The sequence below is a fragment of the Haloferax prahovense DSM 18310 genome (assembly GCF_000336815.1).
Lineage (GTDB): Archaea > Halobacteriota > Halobacteria > Halobacteriales > Haloferacaceae > Haloferax > Haloferax prahovense.
In genome coordinates this window covers 19,661-36,338 of the sequence record NZ_AOLG01000009.1, presented here as the reverse complement: position 1 = coordinate 36,338, position 16,678 = coordinate 19,661, and the positions used below count along the sequence as shown (strand labels likewise).

The window sequence follows — 16,678 nt, the reverse complement described above, 5'->3', positions numbered from 1 at the left end:
CGGGAACCGAACGCGAGGGGGCAGATGGGAACGCCTAACAGCGCCGCCGGCGCAGGTTCCCCCATGCCCGAATCCGACGCAGACCTCCGCGCCGCCAGCGAGACGGCGGTCCGCCAGTGTCTCGACCTCCAGCCCGACGAGTCGCTCGTCGTCGTCACCGACGACAAACGCGAGCGCATCGGCGAGGCGCTCTACGAGGTCGCCAGCGAGGTGACCGACGACGCCACAATCGTCCGCTACCCGCCGGGCAACCAACACGGCGAGGAGCCGCCCGCGCCGGTCGCCGCCGCGATGCGGTCCTGTGACGCCTTCCTCGCGCCGACGACGAAGAGCCTGAGCCACACCCGCGCCCGCGGCGACGCCTGCGACGCCGGCGCTCGCGGCGCGACGCTTCCGGGTATCACCGAGGAAGTGTTCGTCACCGGCCTCGACGCCGACTACGACGCCATCTACGACCACAGCGCGGCGATGCTCGACGCCGTCGGCGACGCCGACGAACTCCGCGTCACGACCGAGAAGGGCACGGACATCACGTTCGTCCGCGGCGACCGCGAGTGGCTCGCCGACACCGGCGCAATCGCAGACGCCGGCTCGTTTTCGAACCTCCCCGCGGGCGAAATCTTCCTCAGCCCCGCGTCCGCGACGGGCACCTACGTCGTCGACGGGACGATGATGCCCCACGGCCTCCTCGACGAGGGACAGGAACTCCGCTTCGAGGTCGAAGACGGCTACGTCACCGAGATTTCCGACGACGACATTCGCGAGCAGGTCGAGGCCGCCGCAGAGGAAGTCGGTCGGGACGCCTACAACCTCGCCGAAATCGGCATCGGAACCAACGTCGGCGTGACCGACCTCGTCGGCTCCGTCCTGCTCGACGAGAAGGCCGCGGGCACGGTCCACATCGCCATCGGCGACGACGCCGGCATCGGCGGCGACACCGACGCGCCGCTCCACCTCGACGGCATCATCCGCGAGCCGACGGTGTACGCCGACGGCGAGGAAGTCGACCTGCCGCAGCCCTGAGCGGGTTCGCGCCGCGACCGCGGCCGGCCGTTCGGTTCGCCGAACGGGCGTCCTGCCACCGACTCTCACGCCGAAACGGAGAAAGGCGGCTTTTTACGGCCTGATGGGCTAGCGACCCGTATGAGCCTACCCGACGCCGGCGAGCGCGTCCCCCTCTCCTGTCCGACGTGTTCGCCCGACGAACCCACCGTTCACGAGGTGCTGAAGCCCGGCGGTCACTCGACCGTCCGGTGTACCGAATGCAGCCACGTCCACAAGGAGAAAGTCGAGATTCCCGACGAAACCGAGATGAACGTCGTGGTCTCGCAGGACGGCGACTCCGTCTCGACCGAAGTGCCCGTGCCGGTCGGCACGACCATCGAGGTCGGCGACGAGTTCATCGTCGACACGCCCGAGGCGATTCAGCTCGTGCGCATCACGGGCATCGAAGTCGGCCCCGAACAGCGTGCCGACGAGGCCGAAGTCGCGGACGTGAAGACCGTCTGGACCCGCGTCGTCGACAACGTCGCGGTCAACGTCACCATCCACCCGAAGGACGGCAAGCGCGAGGACACCCGCAGCGTCACCGTCAACGTCCCCGGCGACTACGAGTTCGTCGTCGGCGAGACGGAGGCGTTCGGCGACGAGGAGGTCGAAATCGAAGGCCTCGTCGTCCGCTCGGACGCCCCGGAGTACCGCCACGGCAAGCTCGACCACCCCGGCGACATGGTGTACGCGAAGGACGCGAAACGCGTCTACGCCCGCGACCAGACCTCGACCGCGTGGTCGGTCTGGTAAGACGGAACCGAGTCACTCCGACCCGCCGACGAGCCGTTCCGCCCGCCCAACACACGACCTTTTGTCTCCCGACCCGTCGGTGCGACCATGCCTACCCGCGACCGGTCGCAGTCGTCGGTCGAATCGCTCGCGCTCCTATGGGCCGCCCGCGAGAGCGGGGTCATCGACGCGCTCACGACGAGCGCCGGCACCGCCGAGGCCGTGGCCGAGACCGCCGGTATCGACCCCCGAGCCGCCCGCATCACCGTCGAGGCGCTGGCCGCGATGGGCTTCATCAAACGCGTCGGCGACGAGTACGAGATAACCAACCGCGCGCTCGGCTTCCTCGCCAAGCGCGACGTTCGCTCCATCGGTCGCCTCCCGCACGCGCTCGACCGCTTTTCGCTCTCCGCCGACCTCCCGGAGACGATGGCGTGCGGGGAGTCGCCCGCGTTCCCGGACGACTGGCTTCGGAACCGGCTCGGCGCGCACGACGCCGCCGAGGAGTCGGTCGTCCGCGCCTGCGTGACCGCCGCGGTCCGCGAGGCCCCCGACGCGACGCGCGTCCTCGACCTCGGCGGCGCGTCGGGCGTCTTCGCCCGCGAGTTCGTCGCCCGCGGCCGCGACGTGACGCTCGTCGACGACGCGGACACCGTTGAGGTCGTCCGACCGCTCCTCTCGCGCGCCGGCGTGGACCTCGTCGCGGGCGACCCGACCGACCCGCCGGCGTCGGGATTCGGCCTCGTCTTCGCCGGCGACGCCTTCGCCGGGCGCGACCCGGACGGCGCACGAGCGCTCGTCGCTGGCGCGCACGACGCCCTCGAACCCGGCGGTGCGGCGGTGTTCGTCGATAGTCTCCACGGGCGCTGTCCGACCGAGGCGACCGCGGGGCGGGCGGTGGACGCGCTCGCCACCGGTCGCGGCGACCTCCACGACGAGCCGACGGTTCGCTCGTGGGTCGAATCGGCCGGATTCGGCGGCTGTACGGTCCGAGACGTGCCGGGGACCGACATGCAGGCGGTCGTCGGCGAGCGTGCGGTTGATTAGGACCGACCTCCGAGTTCGGCTATGGACAACTCGGTGCTGCGCGACGACATGGTCGACGGCCTGGAGCACTCGCTGGAGTCGCTCCCGGAGGCCGTCTCCATCGCCATGCGCAGCGTCCCGCGACACGAGTTCGTCACCGACTCGCCGTATCAGAACCGCCCGACCGAGCACCGCGACACGAACACGACCATCCTCGCGCCGACGACGGTCGCGCGCCTCCTCTCCGCGCTCGACCCCCAGCCGGACGACGAGGTGCTCGTCGTCGGCGCGGGCGTCGGCTACACCGCCGCGGTCCTCGCCGAAATCGTCGGCGACGCTCACGTCCACGCGGTCGACATCACGCGCTCGCTCGTCTACGAGGCGCGCGAGAATCTCCAGCGCGCCGGCTACGGCGGCGTCCTCGTGGACTGCCGCGACGGCGCGGAGGGGCTGGCCGACTACGCGCCCTTCGACCGCATCCTCGTCGAGGCCTCGGCGGTCCGCCCGCCCGCGCGACTCCTCGCGCAACTCGCCGACGACGGCCGACTCGTCATGCCGAAAGGCGTCGGCGAGCAGACGCTCGTCGCCGTCGAGGACGGCGAGGTGGCCGAATCGTTCGGCCCGCTGTCGTTCAAACCGCTGCTCGTGGACGGCGAGCAGACGGGGAGCATCGTCAGAAACCGGACGCGACGCGAGGACCCCGAGTACGAGGGCCGGGGCTGGCACGCCGGCCACGGCTGGGAACAAGACTGGATAGACTGGGGCGGTCGCGGGTAGAGTGAGGCGAAAGCGGGACGCTCCGACGCGTCGGCCGGCGCGACAGTCACGCTTCTCCGGACGCGGGAATCACCAACCTACGATTTAGCTACGGAGCGCGTAGTTAGAGCCGGTGAATTAACCATGGAAAAGAACGTCGGCGGCTACGACCGTATCGCGCGCGCCGTCCTCGGACCGGTGCTCATCGTCGTCGGGGCGGGGAGCCTCGCGGGCTTCCTGACCATCGCGGCCGGAACCCTCGGACTCGTCGTCGCGGTTGCGGCGCTCCTCGTCGGGGCTGTCCTCGCGACCACGGCGGTCACCCAGAAGTGCCCGCTGAACGACCTGCTGGGCTTCAACACCTACGAGGGCGCGAAGACGACCGAGACCGAATCCGCGGGCAAGCCCCGCGCGCAATAATCATTTTCGAGTGGGCCGCGAGTGTCGCCCCGTGTTTCGATGTGTGAACCACGCAAGCGGACGCCTCGCAGCCAGACCTAATTATCAAAACAGATATCCCGCGGGAAACACCTTTCTCGCCCCTCCCGAGACCAGGAGTAGCGATGACGCCACCACTCCCGACGCGGGAACAGCTCCCGGACGACCTCCTCGAACGGGCCAACTGGGTCGGGTGGCGAACACAGACGCGCAGTGGAGCGGAAACGACGGTTCTGAAGGACGCGACCGGCGGGCCCGCGTCGGTGACCGACCCGTCGACGTGGACGACGTTCGACGAAGCGCTCGCGTCCGCGCGGGACGGCCCCACCGACGGGGTCGGGTACGTTTTCACCGACGACGACCCGTTCGTCGTCGTCGACATCGGCGAGTGCCGCGACAGCGAGACCGGCGCGACCGAGCGCTGGGCGTGGGAACTCGTCGACCGCCTCGACTCCCGCACGGAGGTAACGCCCTCGGGGACGGGGTATCGCGTCCTCGTCCGCGGGACGCTTCCGTCGGGGGGCGGCCGAACCGGGAACCTCGAACTCTCGGACGGTGCGGGCTTTTTCCCCGTGACCGGCGACCGTCTCGAGGGCACGTCCGCGGCGATTGCCGAGCGGAGCGACGTGCTCGCGGCGATTCACGGCGCGTACTTCGAAGCCGACCCGGAACCCTCGCCGACCCCGGCGGTCGAGTCGGTCGCTCCGGATTCGCCCGAAACGCCCGTCGACGCACGTCTCGACGAGGTGAGCGGCCCGAGCAACGACCTCGCGGACGACGAGGTTATCGACCGCGCTTCGACCGCCGTGAACGGCGTGAAGTTCACCCATCTGTGGCGGGGAGACACGAGCGGCTACGACGACCGCGACGAGGCTGACGCGGCGCTGTGTTCGATTCTCGCGTTCTGGACGGCCGGCGACGCGCGCCAGATGTGCCGCCTGTTTCGGGACTGCGGGCTCTTTCGGCCGAAGTGGGACGAGGTGGCGCACGCGGACGGGTCGACCTACGGCGCGAAGACGGTCCACCGCGCGATTCGAGAGACGAGCGAGTTCTACGACCCGTCCGGCTGGTCGAGCGCGGTTCGGCCCGCGGCGACGCCCACGGACGAGGACCGACGGGGTGACAGCCGGTCCGACAGCGCGCTCGACGGACAGTCCGACGACCCGGGGAGTGAACCGCGGGGATTGCCGCCGACCACCGCGTCGCCGGTCGGCGAGCGCGAAGCGTTCGACCGCTTCAGCGAGCTCCGGGCGCGGCTCGACGAGGCTGTCGACGAGAACCAGCGACTCCGCGACGAGCTCGACGCGGAGCGCGAGCGACGACGCGACCTCGAAGCCCGGAGACGCGGCGGCGGGGACGGAGAGAGAGACGAAAAAGCGGGGCGCGGGTGGTCGCTGTTCGACTGGCTTCGGTCGTGAGCGACGCTACGTTAGCTGTGTTCTGAGCGGATTCACGATTTGAGTCCGCTTCCGGTGAGCGGTACGACCACGTCGGCGTCGCGGTCGAGGACGCCCGAGAGCCGCAGTTCGCGGAGCGCCGCAGGCGCGACGGCGCAGGTCGGTTCCGTGTAGAAGCCGTGGCGATGGAGCCTGTCGAGTTCGTCTTCGACCGCGTCGGACGAGAGCGCGATGGCGTCACCGCCGGTGTCGTCGAGCGCCTCGTGAATCTCGGCCTCGCGGACGGGGTCGAGAATCTGGATGCCGTCGGCCACGTCGTTCGTCTCGTCGGGCGTGTGGTGGCGGGCGTCGGCGATGGGCGAGTAGCCGGCGGCCTGCGCGCCGTACAGTTCGGGCATCCGGTCGGTCCAGCCCGCCTCGTAGAGCGCACGGAAGCCGCGGTACGCGCCGAGGAAGAGCGTCCCGTGGCCGAGCGGCGTGACGACCGCGTCGGGAACCGACCAGTCGCGCTGGGCGGCGATTTCGTAGGCGACGGTGGCCGTCCCCGAGAAGAAGGCGGGGTTCCACGCGTGGCTCGCGTACCACGCGTCGTCGGCCTCGACGGCCTCGACGCAGGCGTCGGTCACGTCCTGTCGAGTGCCTTCGATGCGGACCGGTTTGGCGCCGGCGCGCTCGATGGCGCGGACCTTCGAGGGCTTGACCGACGCGGGCACGTAGATTTCGGCGTCGATGCCGGCGCGGGCGGCGTAGGTCGCGACGGCGGCCCCCGCGTTGCCCGACGAGTCCTCGACGACGCGCTCGACGCCGAGTTCGGCGGCGAGAGAGAGCATCGTCGTCGCGCCGCGGTCCTTGAACGAGCCGGAGGGAAAGACGTACTCCAGTTTGAACGAGGCCTCCCACTCGGCGGCGTCGACGAGGGGCGTCATCCCCTCGCCGAGGGTCGCGTGCGGCTCGGTCGGAAGGAACTCGTCGAACGCCCAGAGCCCGTCGCGGTAGTCGAGGTCGGCGTCGCCGGGGGCGGCCGCCGACGGCGTCGGGTCGGACGCGAAGTCCAGCGGCTCGCCGCAGGTGCAGCGCCAGCGCCACGCGTCGTACGTCTCGCCGCAGGCGTCGCACGCGAGCCGGAGCCGAGCGGGGAGGTCGTGTGATGTCGTCATGGGAAGTGAGGTGGGTGTGGGGTGGGTGTAGGGTGGGTGTGAGGTGGTTCGGGTGAAGTAAGCCAGCAGTCAGTACGTGTCGAGGTCGATGCCGACCGAGCAGACGTACTCGCCGGAGGCGACCTGCGGGAGGCGGCGCGCCCGCCAGAAGATGCCGTCGTGGTCGGCGGTGACGCGGGCTTTGAGCTTCCCGAACACGTCCGTCACTTCGAACACCACGTCGCCGGCGGAGACCCGCTCGCCGAGGTCGCGCTTGAACCGGACGAGGCCGCCGACCGGCGAACCGTACTGGTCGAAGCCGCGGGCGCGGGTCTGGGCTTCGAGCTCCACGTCGCCGTCGAGGAAGTCGTAGCCGCGGAGGACGTTGTAGACGCCGCGGACGCCCTTCTCGATGCTCTCTTCGTCCCAGCCGACACAGCCGCCGAGTTCGGGGTCGATAGTCGGGATGCCGGCGTCCGGGCCGGCGCGGGCGAGCTGGCCGTCGGGGCCCTTCTGGTCGAGGACGTAGCCGCAGCCGAACGTCTTGGCGAGTCGGAGGCACTTGGCGTGCATCCGGTGGTGACGGCCGCAGCGGACGCGGACCTCGTCTATCATCTGGCTCGTCGAGCCTTGGTGGAGGTCGACGATGAGGTCGGCGTCGCGGGCGGCGGCGAACGTCGCGGCCGCGGTGCGCTCCGAGGAGGTGCCGCGCTCGTCGCCGGGGTACGCCCGGTTCATCTTCGTGTCGTCTATCGGGTTGCGGTGCTGTGCGACCTGAAAGGCGTGGTAGTTGACGATGCCGACGACGAGAATCGTGCCGGAAATCTCCGCGGGGTCGAGCTGCGGGACGACCCGCTGGATGACGCCGACGCCGTTGAGTTCGTCTCCGTCCGAGGCCGCCTGCATGTAGAGCGTCTTGCCCGACGACGCGCCGTTGATGACGGCGACGGGTAGGCCGACGCTCCCGCCGTCGCGGGACTCGCCGACTTCGAGACGGCCCACGTCCATCTCCCCGGGGGCCGCACTCGCCGTTCCCAAGGTAATCATATCGCCAACCTCGGACCCGCCTCCCTTTAGGGGTTCGGTCCGCTGACCCCCCGAGGAAAGCGTTGCCGCTATGGTCTCGCGGCCGCTACCGGCGACCGTGACAGACGACGTTCCCGAACGGCCGCCGACGGGGGGACTGGTACAGGCGCTGGACGTGCCACGAAACGCCGCTATCGGGGCGGCCGTCGGCCTCGCGTTGGCCGTCGTCGCCTACCTCTTTCGGGTCCTCGAACTGTTCGGCCCGTTCGCCGGCACCCGCGAGTATCCGATACTCGGCCCCGAGGGCTGGTTCCTCATCCTCGCGTTCGTCCTCGCCTCCGCGACGGCGCTGCTCGTCGCGACAGTGCTCACGCTCGTCTCGGCGTATCGACTGAGTAAAACGCTCTGAGCCGTCAGTTCGGTCGGTTCCGACAGTTCGTCCTCGGCCTACTCGTCGAACTCGCGCTCGTCGCCGACGAGTTCGCCCAGTCGCTCCGCGCCGGCTCTGGTCCCTTTCGCGATGATGAGGTCGCCGCCGTGGAGCCGCGTTTCCGACCCCGGCGAGACGACCCACTCGCGGCCGCCGGCCCGGCGGACCGCGATGACGCGCATCCCCGTCTCGGTCTTGACGCGCCGGTCGCCGAGGGTCGCCTCCGCGAGGTCGCTCCGGGGGGCGACCCGCAGGCGGATGATGACCTCGTCGGACTCCTTGACCGCGGCGGCGACGACCGGGTGGGCGTCGATGCCGCGGAGGACGCCCTCGGCGATTTCGAGCGCGGCGTCGGAAATCATCTCGGTCGCGCCCGCGAGTTGGACGAGTCCGCGGAGCGAGACGGGGTCTTCGACGCGGCTCGCCGCGCGGAGCGTCCACGCCTCGAACCGGGACTTGAGCGCGTCCACCTCGGCTTCGAGCTCCTCGACCTCCTCGGCGACGCCCTCGCTGTCGAACAGCACCGCGCCGTAGGCGAGGTCGACCGCGAGTTCGCTCATGTCTTTCATCAGGACGATGGAGTCGACGGCGCGTTCGAGGTCCTCGATGGTCGACTCCGGCACGTCCGGCGGGTCGTATCGGAGGCCCGTGGCGGCCTCGTGGACGGTCTGAAGGCCGTCGTCGCGGCCGCGGAGGAGGAGCACGTCGTCGGCGCGGAGCGCGGTCTCGTGGTCGGGGTTCGTCACCCACTCGCCGGCGCGGTGGATGGCGACGACGCGGACGCCCGTCTCGGTCTCCATGTTGATGTCGCCGAGCGTGCGACCCGCGTACGGCGACTCGTCGGTGAGTTCGCACCGAATCGTCGTCTCGACCGCCTCCGGAAGCGCCGCGCGGATGGCGTCCGGGAGGCCGATGTCCTCGATGACGACCTTGGCGATGTCGCCCGCGGCGTCCGAAATCTTCTCCGCCGCGCCGACGACGCCGAGGACGGGAGCGAGTTCCTCCGCGTCTTCGGGGCTGCGGGCGGCCATCATCAGGCTCATGCGCGCCTGTAGTTGGAGGATGTCCATCCGCTCTTCGAGGTCGAGAACCTCGGCCGCGAGGTCCTCGTTGCCGTGGAGGACGGCGGAGTACGAGAGGTCGATGAGTAACTCCGCGGTGTCTTTCATCTCGGCGAGGACGGCCTTGACGCTGACAGGCTCGTACTCGATGTCCTCCGGATTCATGCGCCCGCCTTCACGACGGGACGGCAAAAGGCTTGCCAGGAGTAGTGGTGCCACCGTAGTTCGAGAGAACTACGTCGCCGGCGCATATGACTTCGTGGGTCGCCAGAACGGCGCGCGCGGCGCTCTCGGGAGCCCCCGTATAAGGGGACCGAAAATAACGACAATTGTCGAACACTATTTTAGACACCGACTTCCCACGAAATCGGCAGACGGGGCTGCCGTTGTATGTGTATGGCGGTCGATAACATATGAGTGAAAACGATAACGCTTTTTTGATATGGTAGGCAACGTTCTGGGTATGTCAGGCGAACTGAAGCGGGGGCTGGAAGGTGTGCTGGTCACCGAATCGAAACTCAGCTTCATCGACGGCGACGCGGGACAACTCGTTTACTGCGGTTACGACATCGAAGACCTCGCACGGGACGCAAGTTACGAGGAAGTACTCTATCTCCTGTGGCACGGAGCGCTTCCGACGGGCGAGGAACTCGACGCGTTCTCCGACGAGCTCGCGGCCCACCGCGACCTCGACGACGGCGTCCTCGACGTGGCACGCGAACTCGCCGAACAGGACGAGTCGCCGATGGCGGCGCTCCGAACGCTCGTCTCGGCGATGTCGGCGTACGACGAAAACGCCGACTTCGAGGACGTGACCGACCGCGAGGTCAACCTCGAGAAGGCAAAGCGCATCACGGCGAAGATGCCGTCGGTGCTCGCGGCCTACGCCCGCTTCCGTCGCGGCGACGACTACGTCGAACCCGACGAGAGCCTGAATCACGCGGCGAACTTCCTCTACATGCTCAACGGCGAGGAGCCGAACGAGGTGCTCGCCGAGACGTTCGACATGGCGCTCGTGCTCCACGCCGACCACGGACTGAACGCCTCGACCTTCTCCGCGATGGTCACGTCCTCGACGCTCTCTGACCTCTACAGCGCAGTCACGTCCGCAATCGGCACGCTCTCGGGGTCGCTCCACGGCGGCGCGAACGCGAACGTCATGCGGATGCTGAAGGACGTCGACGACAGCGACATGGACCCGACCGAGTGGGTCAAAGACGCCCTCGACCGCGGCGAGCGCGTCGCCGGGTTCGGCCACCGCGTCTACGACGTCAAGGACCCCCGCGCGAAGATTCTCGGCGCGAAGTCCGAGGCGCTCGGCGAGGCCGCCGGCGACATGAAGTGGTACGAGATGTCGGTCGCCATCGAGGAGTACATCGGCGAGGAGAAGGGCCTCGCGCCGAACGTGGACTTCTACTCCGCGTCGACGTACTACCAGATGGGCATCCCCATCGACCTCTACACTCCCATCTTCGCCGTCTCGCGCGCCGGCGGCTGGATTGCGCACGTCCTCGAACAGTACGAGGACAACCGCCTCATCCGGCCCCGCGCCCGCTACACTGGCGAGAAGGGTCTCGACTTCCCGTCGGTCGACGAGCGATAGGCAGCGAGTCAACGAGTCGCACGCGACTTTTTCCCGTTCCCCGTCTCCCGGAGCGACGCGTCGTCCCCCGCGGTCGCCCCGTTCCTCGCTTCCGCGTTCTCCGCGCCGTTCCGCGTCGCCGGCTCCGTCTCACGGTCAGTCGTCTTCGCCCACGTCGTCGACGCCGACGCTTCCGCGTTCGACCATGAGCGAGTCGGCGTGGCCCGCCCAGTCGGCGTAGTAGAACGCGACGAGCGCGAACAGCCCCATCCACGTGAACGACAGGACGATGCCGATGCGTGCGCCGAGCGGGCCGTAGTCGAACACCTCGACGAGCAGGTAGGACGCGCCGACGAAGAAGCCGAACACCCCGGTCAGTCGAGCGACGAAGGGGATTCGCGTCGCGCCCGCGCCCTGCAGCGACCCGGAGAGACCGACGAAGAGCGCCAGTCCCGGCGCGGCGAGGCCGTAGGCGACGGCGAACTTCACGGCCCACTCGAGGTCCGCGCCGCCGCCGGAGCCGACGAGGCCGACGATGGGCTCCGTGAACGCCGCGAGGAAGAGCCCGATACCGCCGACCGTGACGACCGACAGGAGCGCCACCGCCCCGCCTTGATACCGCGCGGTCTCGCTGTCGCCCGCTCCGAGCGCCTGCCCGACGAGGACGCTGGCGGCGACGTTGTAGCCGCGCGCCAGCGGGCTGGCGACCTGCTGGTAGACCCGGCGGCCGATTTGGAAGCCGGCGTTGACGGCGTCGCCGAAGCCGAGGAGCAGGGCGTTGAACGGGAACTCGGCGAGTTCGGCGGCGAGGCCCTCGCCGACCCGCGGGGTGGCGATACGCACGAGTTGGCTGGCGACCGTCCGGTCGCGGGGCCGAACCAGCGAGGTCGGCGACGCGGGCCGGGCGAGCGCGGCGAGGAGCAGTCCCGCCGAGAGGACGTTGGCGGTCGAGGTCGCGAGTCCGACACCCAGCACGCCGAGCGCGGGCAGGCCGACGAGGCCGAAGCCGAGACCGACCGACAGACCGATGTTGACGACGTTGGCGAAGACGTTGACCAGCATCGGCGTCCGGGTGTCGCCGACGCCCTGAAGCGACCGCGAGCCGACGAGCGAGACCAACCGGGCGGGCGAGGTGGCGAAGATGACCGCGAGATACGTCGTGCCCAAGGCGACCGCCCTGTCGCTCGCAGGGAACGCGCCGATGGCGGCCTCACCCAGCGTGAACCCGAAAATCAGGAACGGGATGCCAGCGAGGAACGCGAGGAGGAGCGCCGTCGAGATGGCCTCACTCCGGTTGGCGTCCGCGCCGCTCCCCGTGTCCTGACTGGAGAGCGCGATTGCGCCGCCGCCGAGTCCGAGACCGATTCGGAGGGGAAACCGAGCGTAGAGGTCGGCGAGGCCGATAGCGACGACCGCGGCGGGAGAGAGCGCGGCGGTGACGGCCACGTCCACGGTCCGCATCGCCGTCTGGGCGGTCTGCTCGGCCATCACCGGCCAGGCGAGCGAGAAGATGCGCTTCCAGACCCGCCGGAGGCGGCCGAGGTTCATGCCGAGGCCACGGACCTCGCGCAGTTGACAGTATCGGAAGCGGCGGTCCCGTCGGGCACTCTCGATGCGACGCCCGAATGACGAGTGTCATACGCGAGCGATGGGTCGCCGCTGTCGTGCGTTTTCACTTTCACTCCGGGTGGGGGACGTTTATATGCACGGGGACCAGAAAGACAGTTGCACGTCACACGCGTGCATTCCCCCTTTCCCCTTTCCCGACCGACGAGCGACGGCGACGGCGCGCGTTGACGGAGCCGAATCCGAGTCCTCAACCGACGACCATGAGGGTTGACATCACGGCCCTGGTACGGACGAGTTCCCGAACGATTAAACACAGACACGGGCGATTTCTGACCATGCTCACGCTTGACGACGTACGCGCCGCCCGCGAGCGCGTCGAAGCGGTCGCCCGATGGACACCGCTGGAGTACTCGCACACCTTCTCGGAGATGACGGGTGCAGAGGTGTACCTGAAACTGGAGAACTCCCAGCGCACGGGGTCGTTCAAGATTCGCGGGGCGACGAACCGCATCACCACGCTCTCCGACGAGGAGAAAGACGCGGGCGTCGTGACCGCGAGCGCCGGCAACCACGCGCAGGGCGTCGCGCTCGCGGCGTCGCGAGCGGGCGTGAACTCGAAAATCGTCATGCCGGAGTACGCGCCGATTTCGAAGGTGAAAGCCACCGAGCGCTACGGGGGCGACGTGGTCCTCTACGGCAACGACTACGACGAGGCGCAGGCCAAGGCCCACGAAATCGAGGCGGACGAGGGCCGAACCTACGTCCACGCCTTCGACGACGAGTACGTCATGGCCGGACAGGGAACTATCGGTCTCGAAATCGCGGAGGACTGCCCCGACCTCGACACCGTGGTCGTCCCCATCGGCGGCGGCGGCCTCATCTCCGGCATCTCGACGGCCATCAAAGCGCAGTTCCCCGACGTCCGCGTCATCGGCGTGCAGGCCGAGCAGGCCTCCAGCGCCGCGGACTCGTTGAACAAGGGGTCGATTCAGACCATCGACGAGGTGGACACCATCGCCGACGGCATCGCCGTCCGCAGAATCGGCGACAAGCCCTTCGAGGTCATCCGCGAGCGCGTCGACGAGGTCGTCACCGTCTCCGACGAGGAAATCGCCGTGGCGCTGACCTACCTGCTCGAACGCTCGAAGACGCTGGTCGAGGGCGCGGGGGCCGTCGCGCTCGCGGCGCTCGTCTTCCAGAAGTTCGACTACGAGGAGGGCGAGGTCGTCGTCCCCGCGCTGTGCGGCGGCAACATCGACATGAACACGCTGACGACCGTGGTGATGCGCGGCCTCGTCGAGACGGGTCGGTACCTCAAGATTCGGACCGAACTGAAGGACCGCCCCGGCTCGCTCGAACAGCTCATCGAAATCATCGCCGCGGAGAAGGCGAACATCTACGCCGTCAGGCACGACCGCACCTCCCGGAAAATCGCGCTGAACGCGACGGAAGTGGAAATCGACCTCGAAATGCGCGGGCCCGACCACGTCGATTCGCTCCTCGGAGAGCTCCGCGACGCGGGCTACGACGTGGAAGTCCTCGACTGACCGCGTCGCCGAGAGCGGTCGGGAACCGGGTTCGAGGCCGGCCGCTCAGACGAGTCCAGTGACACCGATAAACACGAGGAGCGCACCGATGCCGCGGGAGAGCCAGACGGGAGCGTCGGACTCGCGGGACTCCTCCGAGGGCGAGCGGCGGAGGAACTCGAACCCGAACGCGTGGACTCGCGCGGGGAAAACGAGGTACGCGACGCCGAGAACCACGGCTCCGGCGTACCCGGCCTGCCACAGGAGGTTCATGTTCTAAATCCGAACTGTCCGGACATATCTTCGTCGATTCGTGGAATCCGACGAACGCCACTTTTTTACCCGGACGATTATGTCGAATTCGGGCGGGAGACCCCGCCTACGATGATTTTCAGTTCGTGGGAAGCATGCGGGGATTGACTCTCCCCCAATACGAAGGCCTTTAACAAGGAAGTCCCCGCTTCCCGGTTCGCCTCGGCGCCAGCGACCCCGCACCCAACCATGCTCGACCCAGTCATCGCCAGTCGGCTGCAGTTCGCGCTTACGACCATCGTCCACATCATCTTCCCGGTGATGAGCATGGGCCTCGCGCCCTTCCTCATCTACTTCACGTGGAAGGATATCCGAACCGACGACCCCGTGTACGAACAGCTCAGGCGGTTCTGGACGAAGATTTTCGCCGTCTCGTTCGTCGTCGGCACCGTGACCGGCATCGTCCTCGAGTTCGAGTTCGGGACGAACTTCGCGGCGTTCTCGACGGCGGCCGGCGAGCTGTTCGGCGGCCCGCTCGCCACCGAGGGGATGATGGCGTTCATGCTCGAAGCGACGTTCCTCGGGGTGTTCGTCTTCGGCCGCGAGAAGGTCTCGGACGCCCTGTACATGGTTTCGGCCGTCGCCGTCGGCCTCGGTACGTGGCTCTCGGCGGTGTGGATTCTCGTCGCCAACTCCTGGATGCAGACGCCGCGAGGATACGAACTCGCGCGCGAAAGCGGCCAGCTCGTCGTCTCGCTCGTCGACCCCATCGCGGCGTACGCCAACCCGCGGTTCCCGTGGATGTTCGTCCACATGCAGAACGCCGCGGTGCTGTCGGTCGCGCTGTTCATGGCCGGCGTCGCGGCGTACCACGTCTGGCAGCGCGGCATCGACGCCGACGACGACCGCGAGGGCGCGCGCTTCTGGCGGAAGACGCTCAAAATCGCGCTCGTCGTCCTGCTCGTGACCGCACCGTTTCAGGCGATTCACGGCGACGCCTACGGCCGACACGTCTACGAGACCCAGCCGCAGAAGTTCGCCGCCATGGAGGCCGTCTGGGAGACCGACAGCTACGTCCCGGAGTACATCTTCGCCATCCCGACGAGCCTCGAACACATCACCGACCCGCGCGCCAAGGAACTGCTCGGCATCGGGATTCCCGGCGGGGCGTCGTGGCTGGCGAGCGGGGGTGACCCCCAAGCCGAAATCACCGGCTTGAACGAGTTCGACACGGAGGCCCCGCCGGTCGCAATCGTCTTCTGGTCGTTCCGGCTCATGGTCGCCGCCGGCTTCTGGTTCATCCTGTTGGCCTTCTGGGCGGCCTACCGCTGGTGGACCGACGACCTGTACGACGACGACCTGTTGCACAAGGCGTTCGTCGGGTCGTCGCTCCTCGGCATCTTCGCCGTCGAGGTCGGCTGGATAGTCACCGAGGTGGGCCGACAGCCGTGGGTCATCCAGGGCGTCCTCAAGACGGCAGACGGCGTCTCACCGGGGCTCACCGGCTTCGAGGCGACGCTCACGCTCGTTGGCTTCGCGGTCGTGTACTCCGGCCTGCTCGCGCTCTACACCTACGTGATTCGCCGCATCATCCGCGAGGGACCGCCGAGCGTCGACGAGACGGCGGCGGGCGCGGAGACCGCTTCCCCCGCGGGGGTGACCGGCGATGACTGACTACGGCGCGTTCGCCACCGACCCGCTCTTCGGCCTGCCGCTGCAGGAGCTGTGGTTCGGGCTCGTCTTCTTCATCCTCGGGATGTTCCTGTTCCTCGACGGTTTCGACTTCGGCGTCGGGGCCATCTTCGCGACCCGCGACGACGACGAGGAGCGCGAGACGCTGCTCGCCGCCATCGGCCCCTTCTGGGACGGCAACGAGGTGTGGCTCGTCGTCTTCGGTGGCGCGCTGTTCGCCGCGTTCCCGGCGGTGTACGCGAACCTCTTCAGCCGCCACTACCTGCTCATGTTCGCCATCCTCGGGGCGCTCATCCTCCGCGGGCTCGCCCCCGAGATGTACGAACAGCGCCACGACGAGGCGTGGCAGACGTGGTGGGGTCGGGCATTCGTCGTCGGCAGCGTGAGCGCGCCGTTCCTCCTCGGCGTGTTCGCCGCCCACTGGCTCCTCGGCGTCGAGTCGCTCCTGTCGCTGCCCGGCGTCGTCGTCGGCCTCGCCGTCGTCGCGCTCACCGTCGTCGCCGGCGTCGGCTTCCTCGCCATGAAGACCCGCGGGAGCCTCCAGCGCGACGTGGCCGACTACGGCCCGCGCGCGATGGCCGCCTACCTCGCGCTCGTCGTCGTCACGCTCGGCTACCTCGTCGCCGTCCGCCCCGACCTCGGCGTCCTCGCGCCGATTCCGCTGGCGCTCGTCGTCGTCAGCCTCGCTGCCGCGGCGGGCTACCTGCTCGCGCTCCGCGACGGGCGCTACACGCTCGCGTTCGCGACCGTGCCGGTCCTCGTGTTCGCGTTCGTCGCGCTCGTGGCGACGCTCATGTTCCCCTTGGCCGACCCCGCGACCGGATTGACCGTCGCGGACGCCATCGTCTCGGTGCTCCCGCTGAACATTATGAGCGTCGCGTCGGCGCTGTTGTTGCCGCTCGTGTTCGCCTACTTCGGCATCCTCTACTCGACGTTCAGCGGGCCAATCGAAACCGGCGAATCGTACTCCTGACCGACTGCAATCGACCCTTCCCCCACAACCAATCC

General features: G+C 68.7%; 16 protein-coding genes. 11 read left to right on the top strand and 5 right to left on the bottom strand.

Annotated features, from left to right (window positions below; translation table 11 throughout):
* The first annotated feature begins 63 nt into the window (after nucleotides 1–63).
* From C457_RS02545 to C457_RS02520, 6 genes are all read left to right on the top strand, one after another.
* Nucleotides 64–1,023: an aminopeptidase gene (locus C457_RS02545; RefSeq protein ID WP_008091704.1), complete on the top strand. Its 960-nt coding sequence runs from the start codon at nucleotides 64–66 to the stop codon at nucleotides 1,021–1,023.
* Nucleotides 1,024–1,143: 120 nt separating this feature from the next.
* Nucleotides 1,144–1,800, top strand: a complete 657-nt coding sequence (locus C457_RS02540; RefSeq protein ID WP_008091703.1) for an HVO_0476 family zinc finger protein — start codon at nucleotides 1,144–1,146, stop codon at nucleotides 1,798–1,800.
* An 87-nt stretch (nucleotides 1,801–1,887) separates the two neighbouring features.
* The gene (locus tag C457_RS02535) at nucleotides 1,888–2,826 is read left to right on the top strand and encodes a class I SAM-dependent methyltransferase (RefSeq protein ID WP_008091701.1); all 939 of its coding nucleotides are present in this window, start codon (nucleotides 1,888–1,890) and stop codon (nucleotides 2,824–2,826) included.
* Nucleotides 2,827–2,847: 21 nt separating this feature from the next.
* Nucleotides 2,848–3,582, top strand: a complete 735-nt coding sequence (locus tag C457_RS02530) for a protein-L-isoaspartate O-methyltransferase family protein (RefSeq protein ID WP_004973396.1) — start codon at nucleotides 2,848–2,850, stop codon at nucleotides 3,580–3,582.
* Nucleotides 3,583–3,705: 123 nt separating this feature from the next.
* On the top strand, nucleotides 3,706–3,981 hold the full coding sequence (locus tag C457_RS02525; protein ID WP_008091699.1) for a YgaP family membrane protein: 276 nt from the start codon (nucleotides 3,706–3,708) through the stop codon (nucleotides 3,979–3,981).
* A 143-nt stretch (nucleotides 3,982–4,124) separates the two neighbouring features.
* Nucleotides 4,125–5,417 carry a phage NrS-1 polymerase family protein gene (locus tag C457_RS02520; protein ID WP_008091697.1) on the top strand — a complete coding sequence of 431 codons (1,293 nt, stop codon included), beginning with the start codon at nucleotides 4,125–4,127 and terminating at the stop codon, nucleotides 5,415–5,417.
* Between the two features lie 32 nt (nucleotides 5,418–5,449).
* Here the strand turns inward: C457_RS02520 and C457_RS02515 are convergent, their stop codons facing one another.
* Both C457_RS02515 and C457_RS02510 read right to left on the bottom strand, forming a co-directional pair.
* Nucleotides 5,450–6,553: a pyridoxal-phosphate dependent enzyme gene (locus C457_RS02515; RefSeq protein WP_008091695.1), complete on the bottom strand. Its 1,104-nt coding sequence runs from the start codon at nucleotides 6,551–6,553 to the stop codon at nucleotides 5,450–5,452.
* Nucleotides 6,554–6,622: 69 nt separating this feature from the next.
* The gene (locus C457_RS02510) at nucleotides 6,623–7,579 is read right to left on the bottom strand and encodes a succinylglutamate desuccinylase/aspartoacylase family protein (RefSeq protein ID WP_008091694.1); all 957 of its coding nucleotides are present in this window, start codon (nucleotides 7,577–7,579) and stop codon (nucleotides 6,623–6,625) included.
* A 70-nt stretch (nucleotides 7,580–7,649) separates the two neighbouring features.
* Here C457_RS02510 and C457_RS02505 point away from each other — a divergent pair, with 70 nt between their 5' ends.
* Nucleotides 7,650–7,967 carry a DUF7536 family protein gene (locus tag C457_RS02505; RefSeq protein ID WP_004973404.1) on the top strand — a complete coding sequence of 106 codons (318 nt, stop codon included), beginning with the start codon at nucleotides 7,650–7,652 and terminating at the stop codon, nucleotides 7,965–7,967.
* Between the two features lie 38 nt (nucleotides 7,968–8,005).
* Here the strand turns inward: C457_RS02505 and C457_RS02500 are convergent, their stop codons facing one another.
* The gene (locus C457_RS02500) at nucleotides 8,006–9,214 is read right to left on the bottom strand and encodes a potassium channel family protein (RefSeq protein WP_004973407.1); all 1,209 of its coding nucleotides are present in this window, start codon (nucleotides 9,212–9,214) and stop codon (nucleotides 8,006–8,008) included.
* A 298-nt stretch (nucleotides 9,215–9,512) separates the two neighbouring features.
* Between C457_RS02500 and citZ the strand changes: the two genes are divergently transcribed.
* A complete protein-coding gene (gene citZ, locus C457_RS02495; RefSeq protein WP_008091691.1) occupies nucleotides 9,513–10,652 on the top strand; it encodes a citrate synthase in 1,140 nt (379 codons plus the stop codon).
* A 135-nt stretch (nucleotides 10,653–10,787) separates the two neighbouring features.
* Here citZ and C457_RS02490 read toward each other — a convergent pair whose 3' ends face one another.
* Complete coding sequence (locus C457_RS02490; RefSeq protein ID WP_008091689.1) at nucleotides 10,788–12,179, bottom strand: MATE family efflux transporter; 1,392 nt, start codon at nucleotides 12,177–12,179, stop codon at nucleotides 10,788–10,790.
* A 356-nt stretch (nucleotides 12,180–12,535) separates the two neighbouring features.
* Here C457_RS02490 and ilvA point away from each other — a divergent pair, with 356 nt between their 5' ends.
* Nucleotides 12,536–13,747, top strand: coding sequence for a threonine ammonia-lyase (ilvA, locus tag C457_RS02485; protein ID WP_008091686.1), 1,212 nt, complete (start codon nucleotides 12,536–12,538; stop codon nucleotides 13,745–13,747).
* 45 nt (nucleotides 13,748–13,792) lie between these two features.
* On the opposite strand, the gene C457_RS02480 is transcribed toward ilvA, so the two are convergent.
* Nucleotides 13,793–13,999, bottom strand: a complete 207-nt coding sequence (locus C457_RS02480; RefSeq protein WP_008091685.1) for a hypothetical protein — start codon at nucleotides 13,997–13,999, stop codon at nucleotides 13,793–13,795.
* 228 nt (nucleotides 14,000–14,227) lie between these two features.
* Between C457_RS02480 and C457_RS02475 the strand changes: the two genes are divergently transcribed.
* Nucleotides 14,228–15,652, top strand: a complete 1,425-nt coding sequence (locus tag C457_RS02475) for a cytochrome ubiquinol oxidase subunit I (protein WP_008091682.1) — start codon at nucleotides 14,228–14,230, stop codon at nucleotides 15,650–15,652.
* The gene (locus C457_RS02470; RefSeq protein WP_008091681.1) at nucleotides 15,645–16,643 is read left to right on the top strand and encodes a cytochrome d ubiquinol oxidase subunit II; all 999 of its coding nucleotides are present in this window, start codon (nucleotides 15,645–15,647) and stop codon (nucleotides 16,641–16,643) included. Before C457_RS02475 ends, C457_RS02470 begins: the two co-directional genes overlap by 8 nt.
* Nucleotides 16,644–16,678: the final 35 nt, after the last annotated feature.

Excerpts from the sequence above, each read along its gene's own strand:
- C457_RS02515 (WP_008091695.1), bottom strand. The coding sequence starts at position 6,553 with ATGACGACATCACACGACCTCCCCGCTCGGCTCCGGCTCGCGTGCGAC.
- C457_RS02510 (WP_008091694.1), bottom strand. The coding sequence starts at position 7,579 with ATGATTACCTTGGGAACGGCGAGTGCGGCCCCCGGGGAGATGGACGTG.
- ilvA (WP_008091686.1), top strand. The coding sequence starts at position 12,536 with ATGCTCACGCTTGACGACGTACGCGCCGCCCGCGAGCGCGTCGAAGCG.
- C457_RS02525 (WP_008091699.1), top strand. The coding sequence starts at position 3,706 with ATGGAAAAGAACGTCGGCGGCTACGACCGTATCGCGCGCGCCGTCCTC.
- C457_RS02470 (WP_008091681.1), top strand. The coding sequence starts at position 15,645 with ATGACTGACTACGGCGCGTTCGCCACCGACCCGCTCTTCGGCCTGCCG.
- C457_RS02475 (WP_008091682.1), top strand. The coding sequence starts at position 14,228 with ATGCTCGACCCAGTCATCGCCAGTCGGCTGCAGTTCGCGCTTACGACC.
- C457_RS02500 (WP_004973407.1), bottom strand. The coding sequence starts at position 9,214 with ATGAATCCGGAGGACATCGAGTACGAGCCTGTCAGCGTCAAGGCCGTC.
- citZ (WP_008091691.1), top strand. The coding sequence starts at position 9,513 with ATGTCAGGCGAACTGAAGCGGGGGCTGGAAGGTGTGCTGGTCACCGAA.
- C457_RS02480 (WP_008091685.1), bottom strand. The coding sequence starts at position 13,999 with ATGAACCTCCTGTGGCAGGCCGGGTACGCCGGAGCCGTGGTTCTCGGC.
- C457_RS02540 (WP_008091703.1), top strand. The coding sequence starts at position 1,144 with ATGAGCCTACCCGACGCCGGCGAGCGCGTCCCCCTCTCCTGTCCGACG.
- C457_RS02505 (WP_004973404.1), top strand. The coding sequence starts at position 7,650 with ATGGTCTCGCGGCCGCTACCGGCGACCGTGACAGACGACGTTCCCGAA.
- C457_RS02530 (WP_004973396.1), top strand. The coding sequence starts at position 2,848 with ATGGACAACTCGGTGCTGCGCGACGACATGGTCGACGGCCTGGAGCAC.
- C457_RS02520 (WP_008091697.1), top strand. The coding sequence starts at position 4,125 with ATGACGCCACCACTCCCGACGCGGGAACAGCTCCCGGACGACCTCCTC.
- C457_RS02490 (WP_008091689.1), bottom strand. The coding sequence starts at position 12,179 with ATGAACCTCGGCCGCCTCCGGCGGGTCTGGAAGCGCATCTTCTCGCTC.
- C457_RS02545 (WP_008091704.1), top strand. The coding sequence starts at position 64 with ATGCCCGAATCCGACGCAGACCTCCGCGCCGCCAGCGAGACGGCGGTC.
- C457_RS02535 (WP_008091701.1), top strand. The coding sequence starts at position 1,888 with ATGCCTACCCGCGACCGGTCGCAGTCGTCGGTCGAATCGCTCGCGCTC.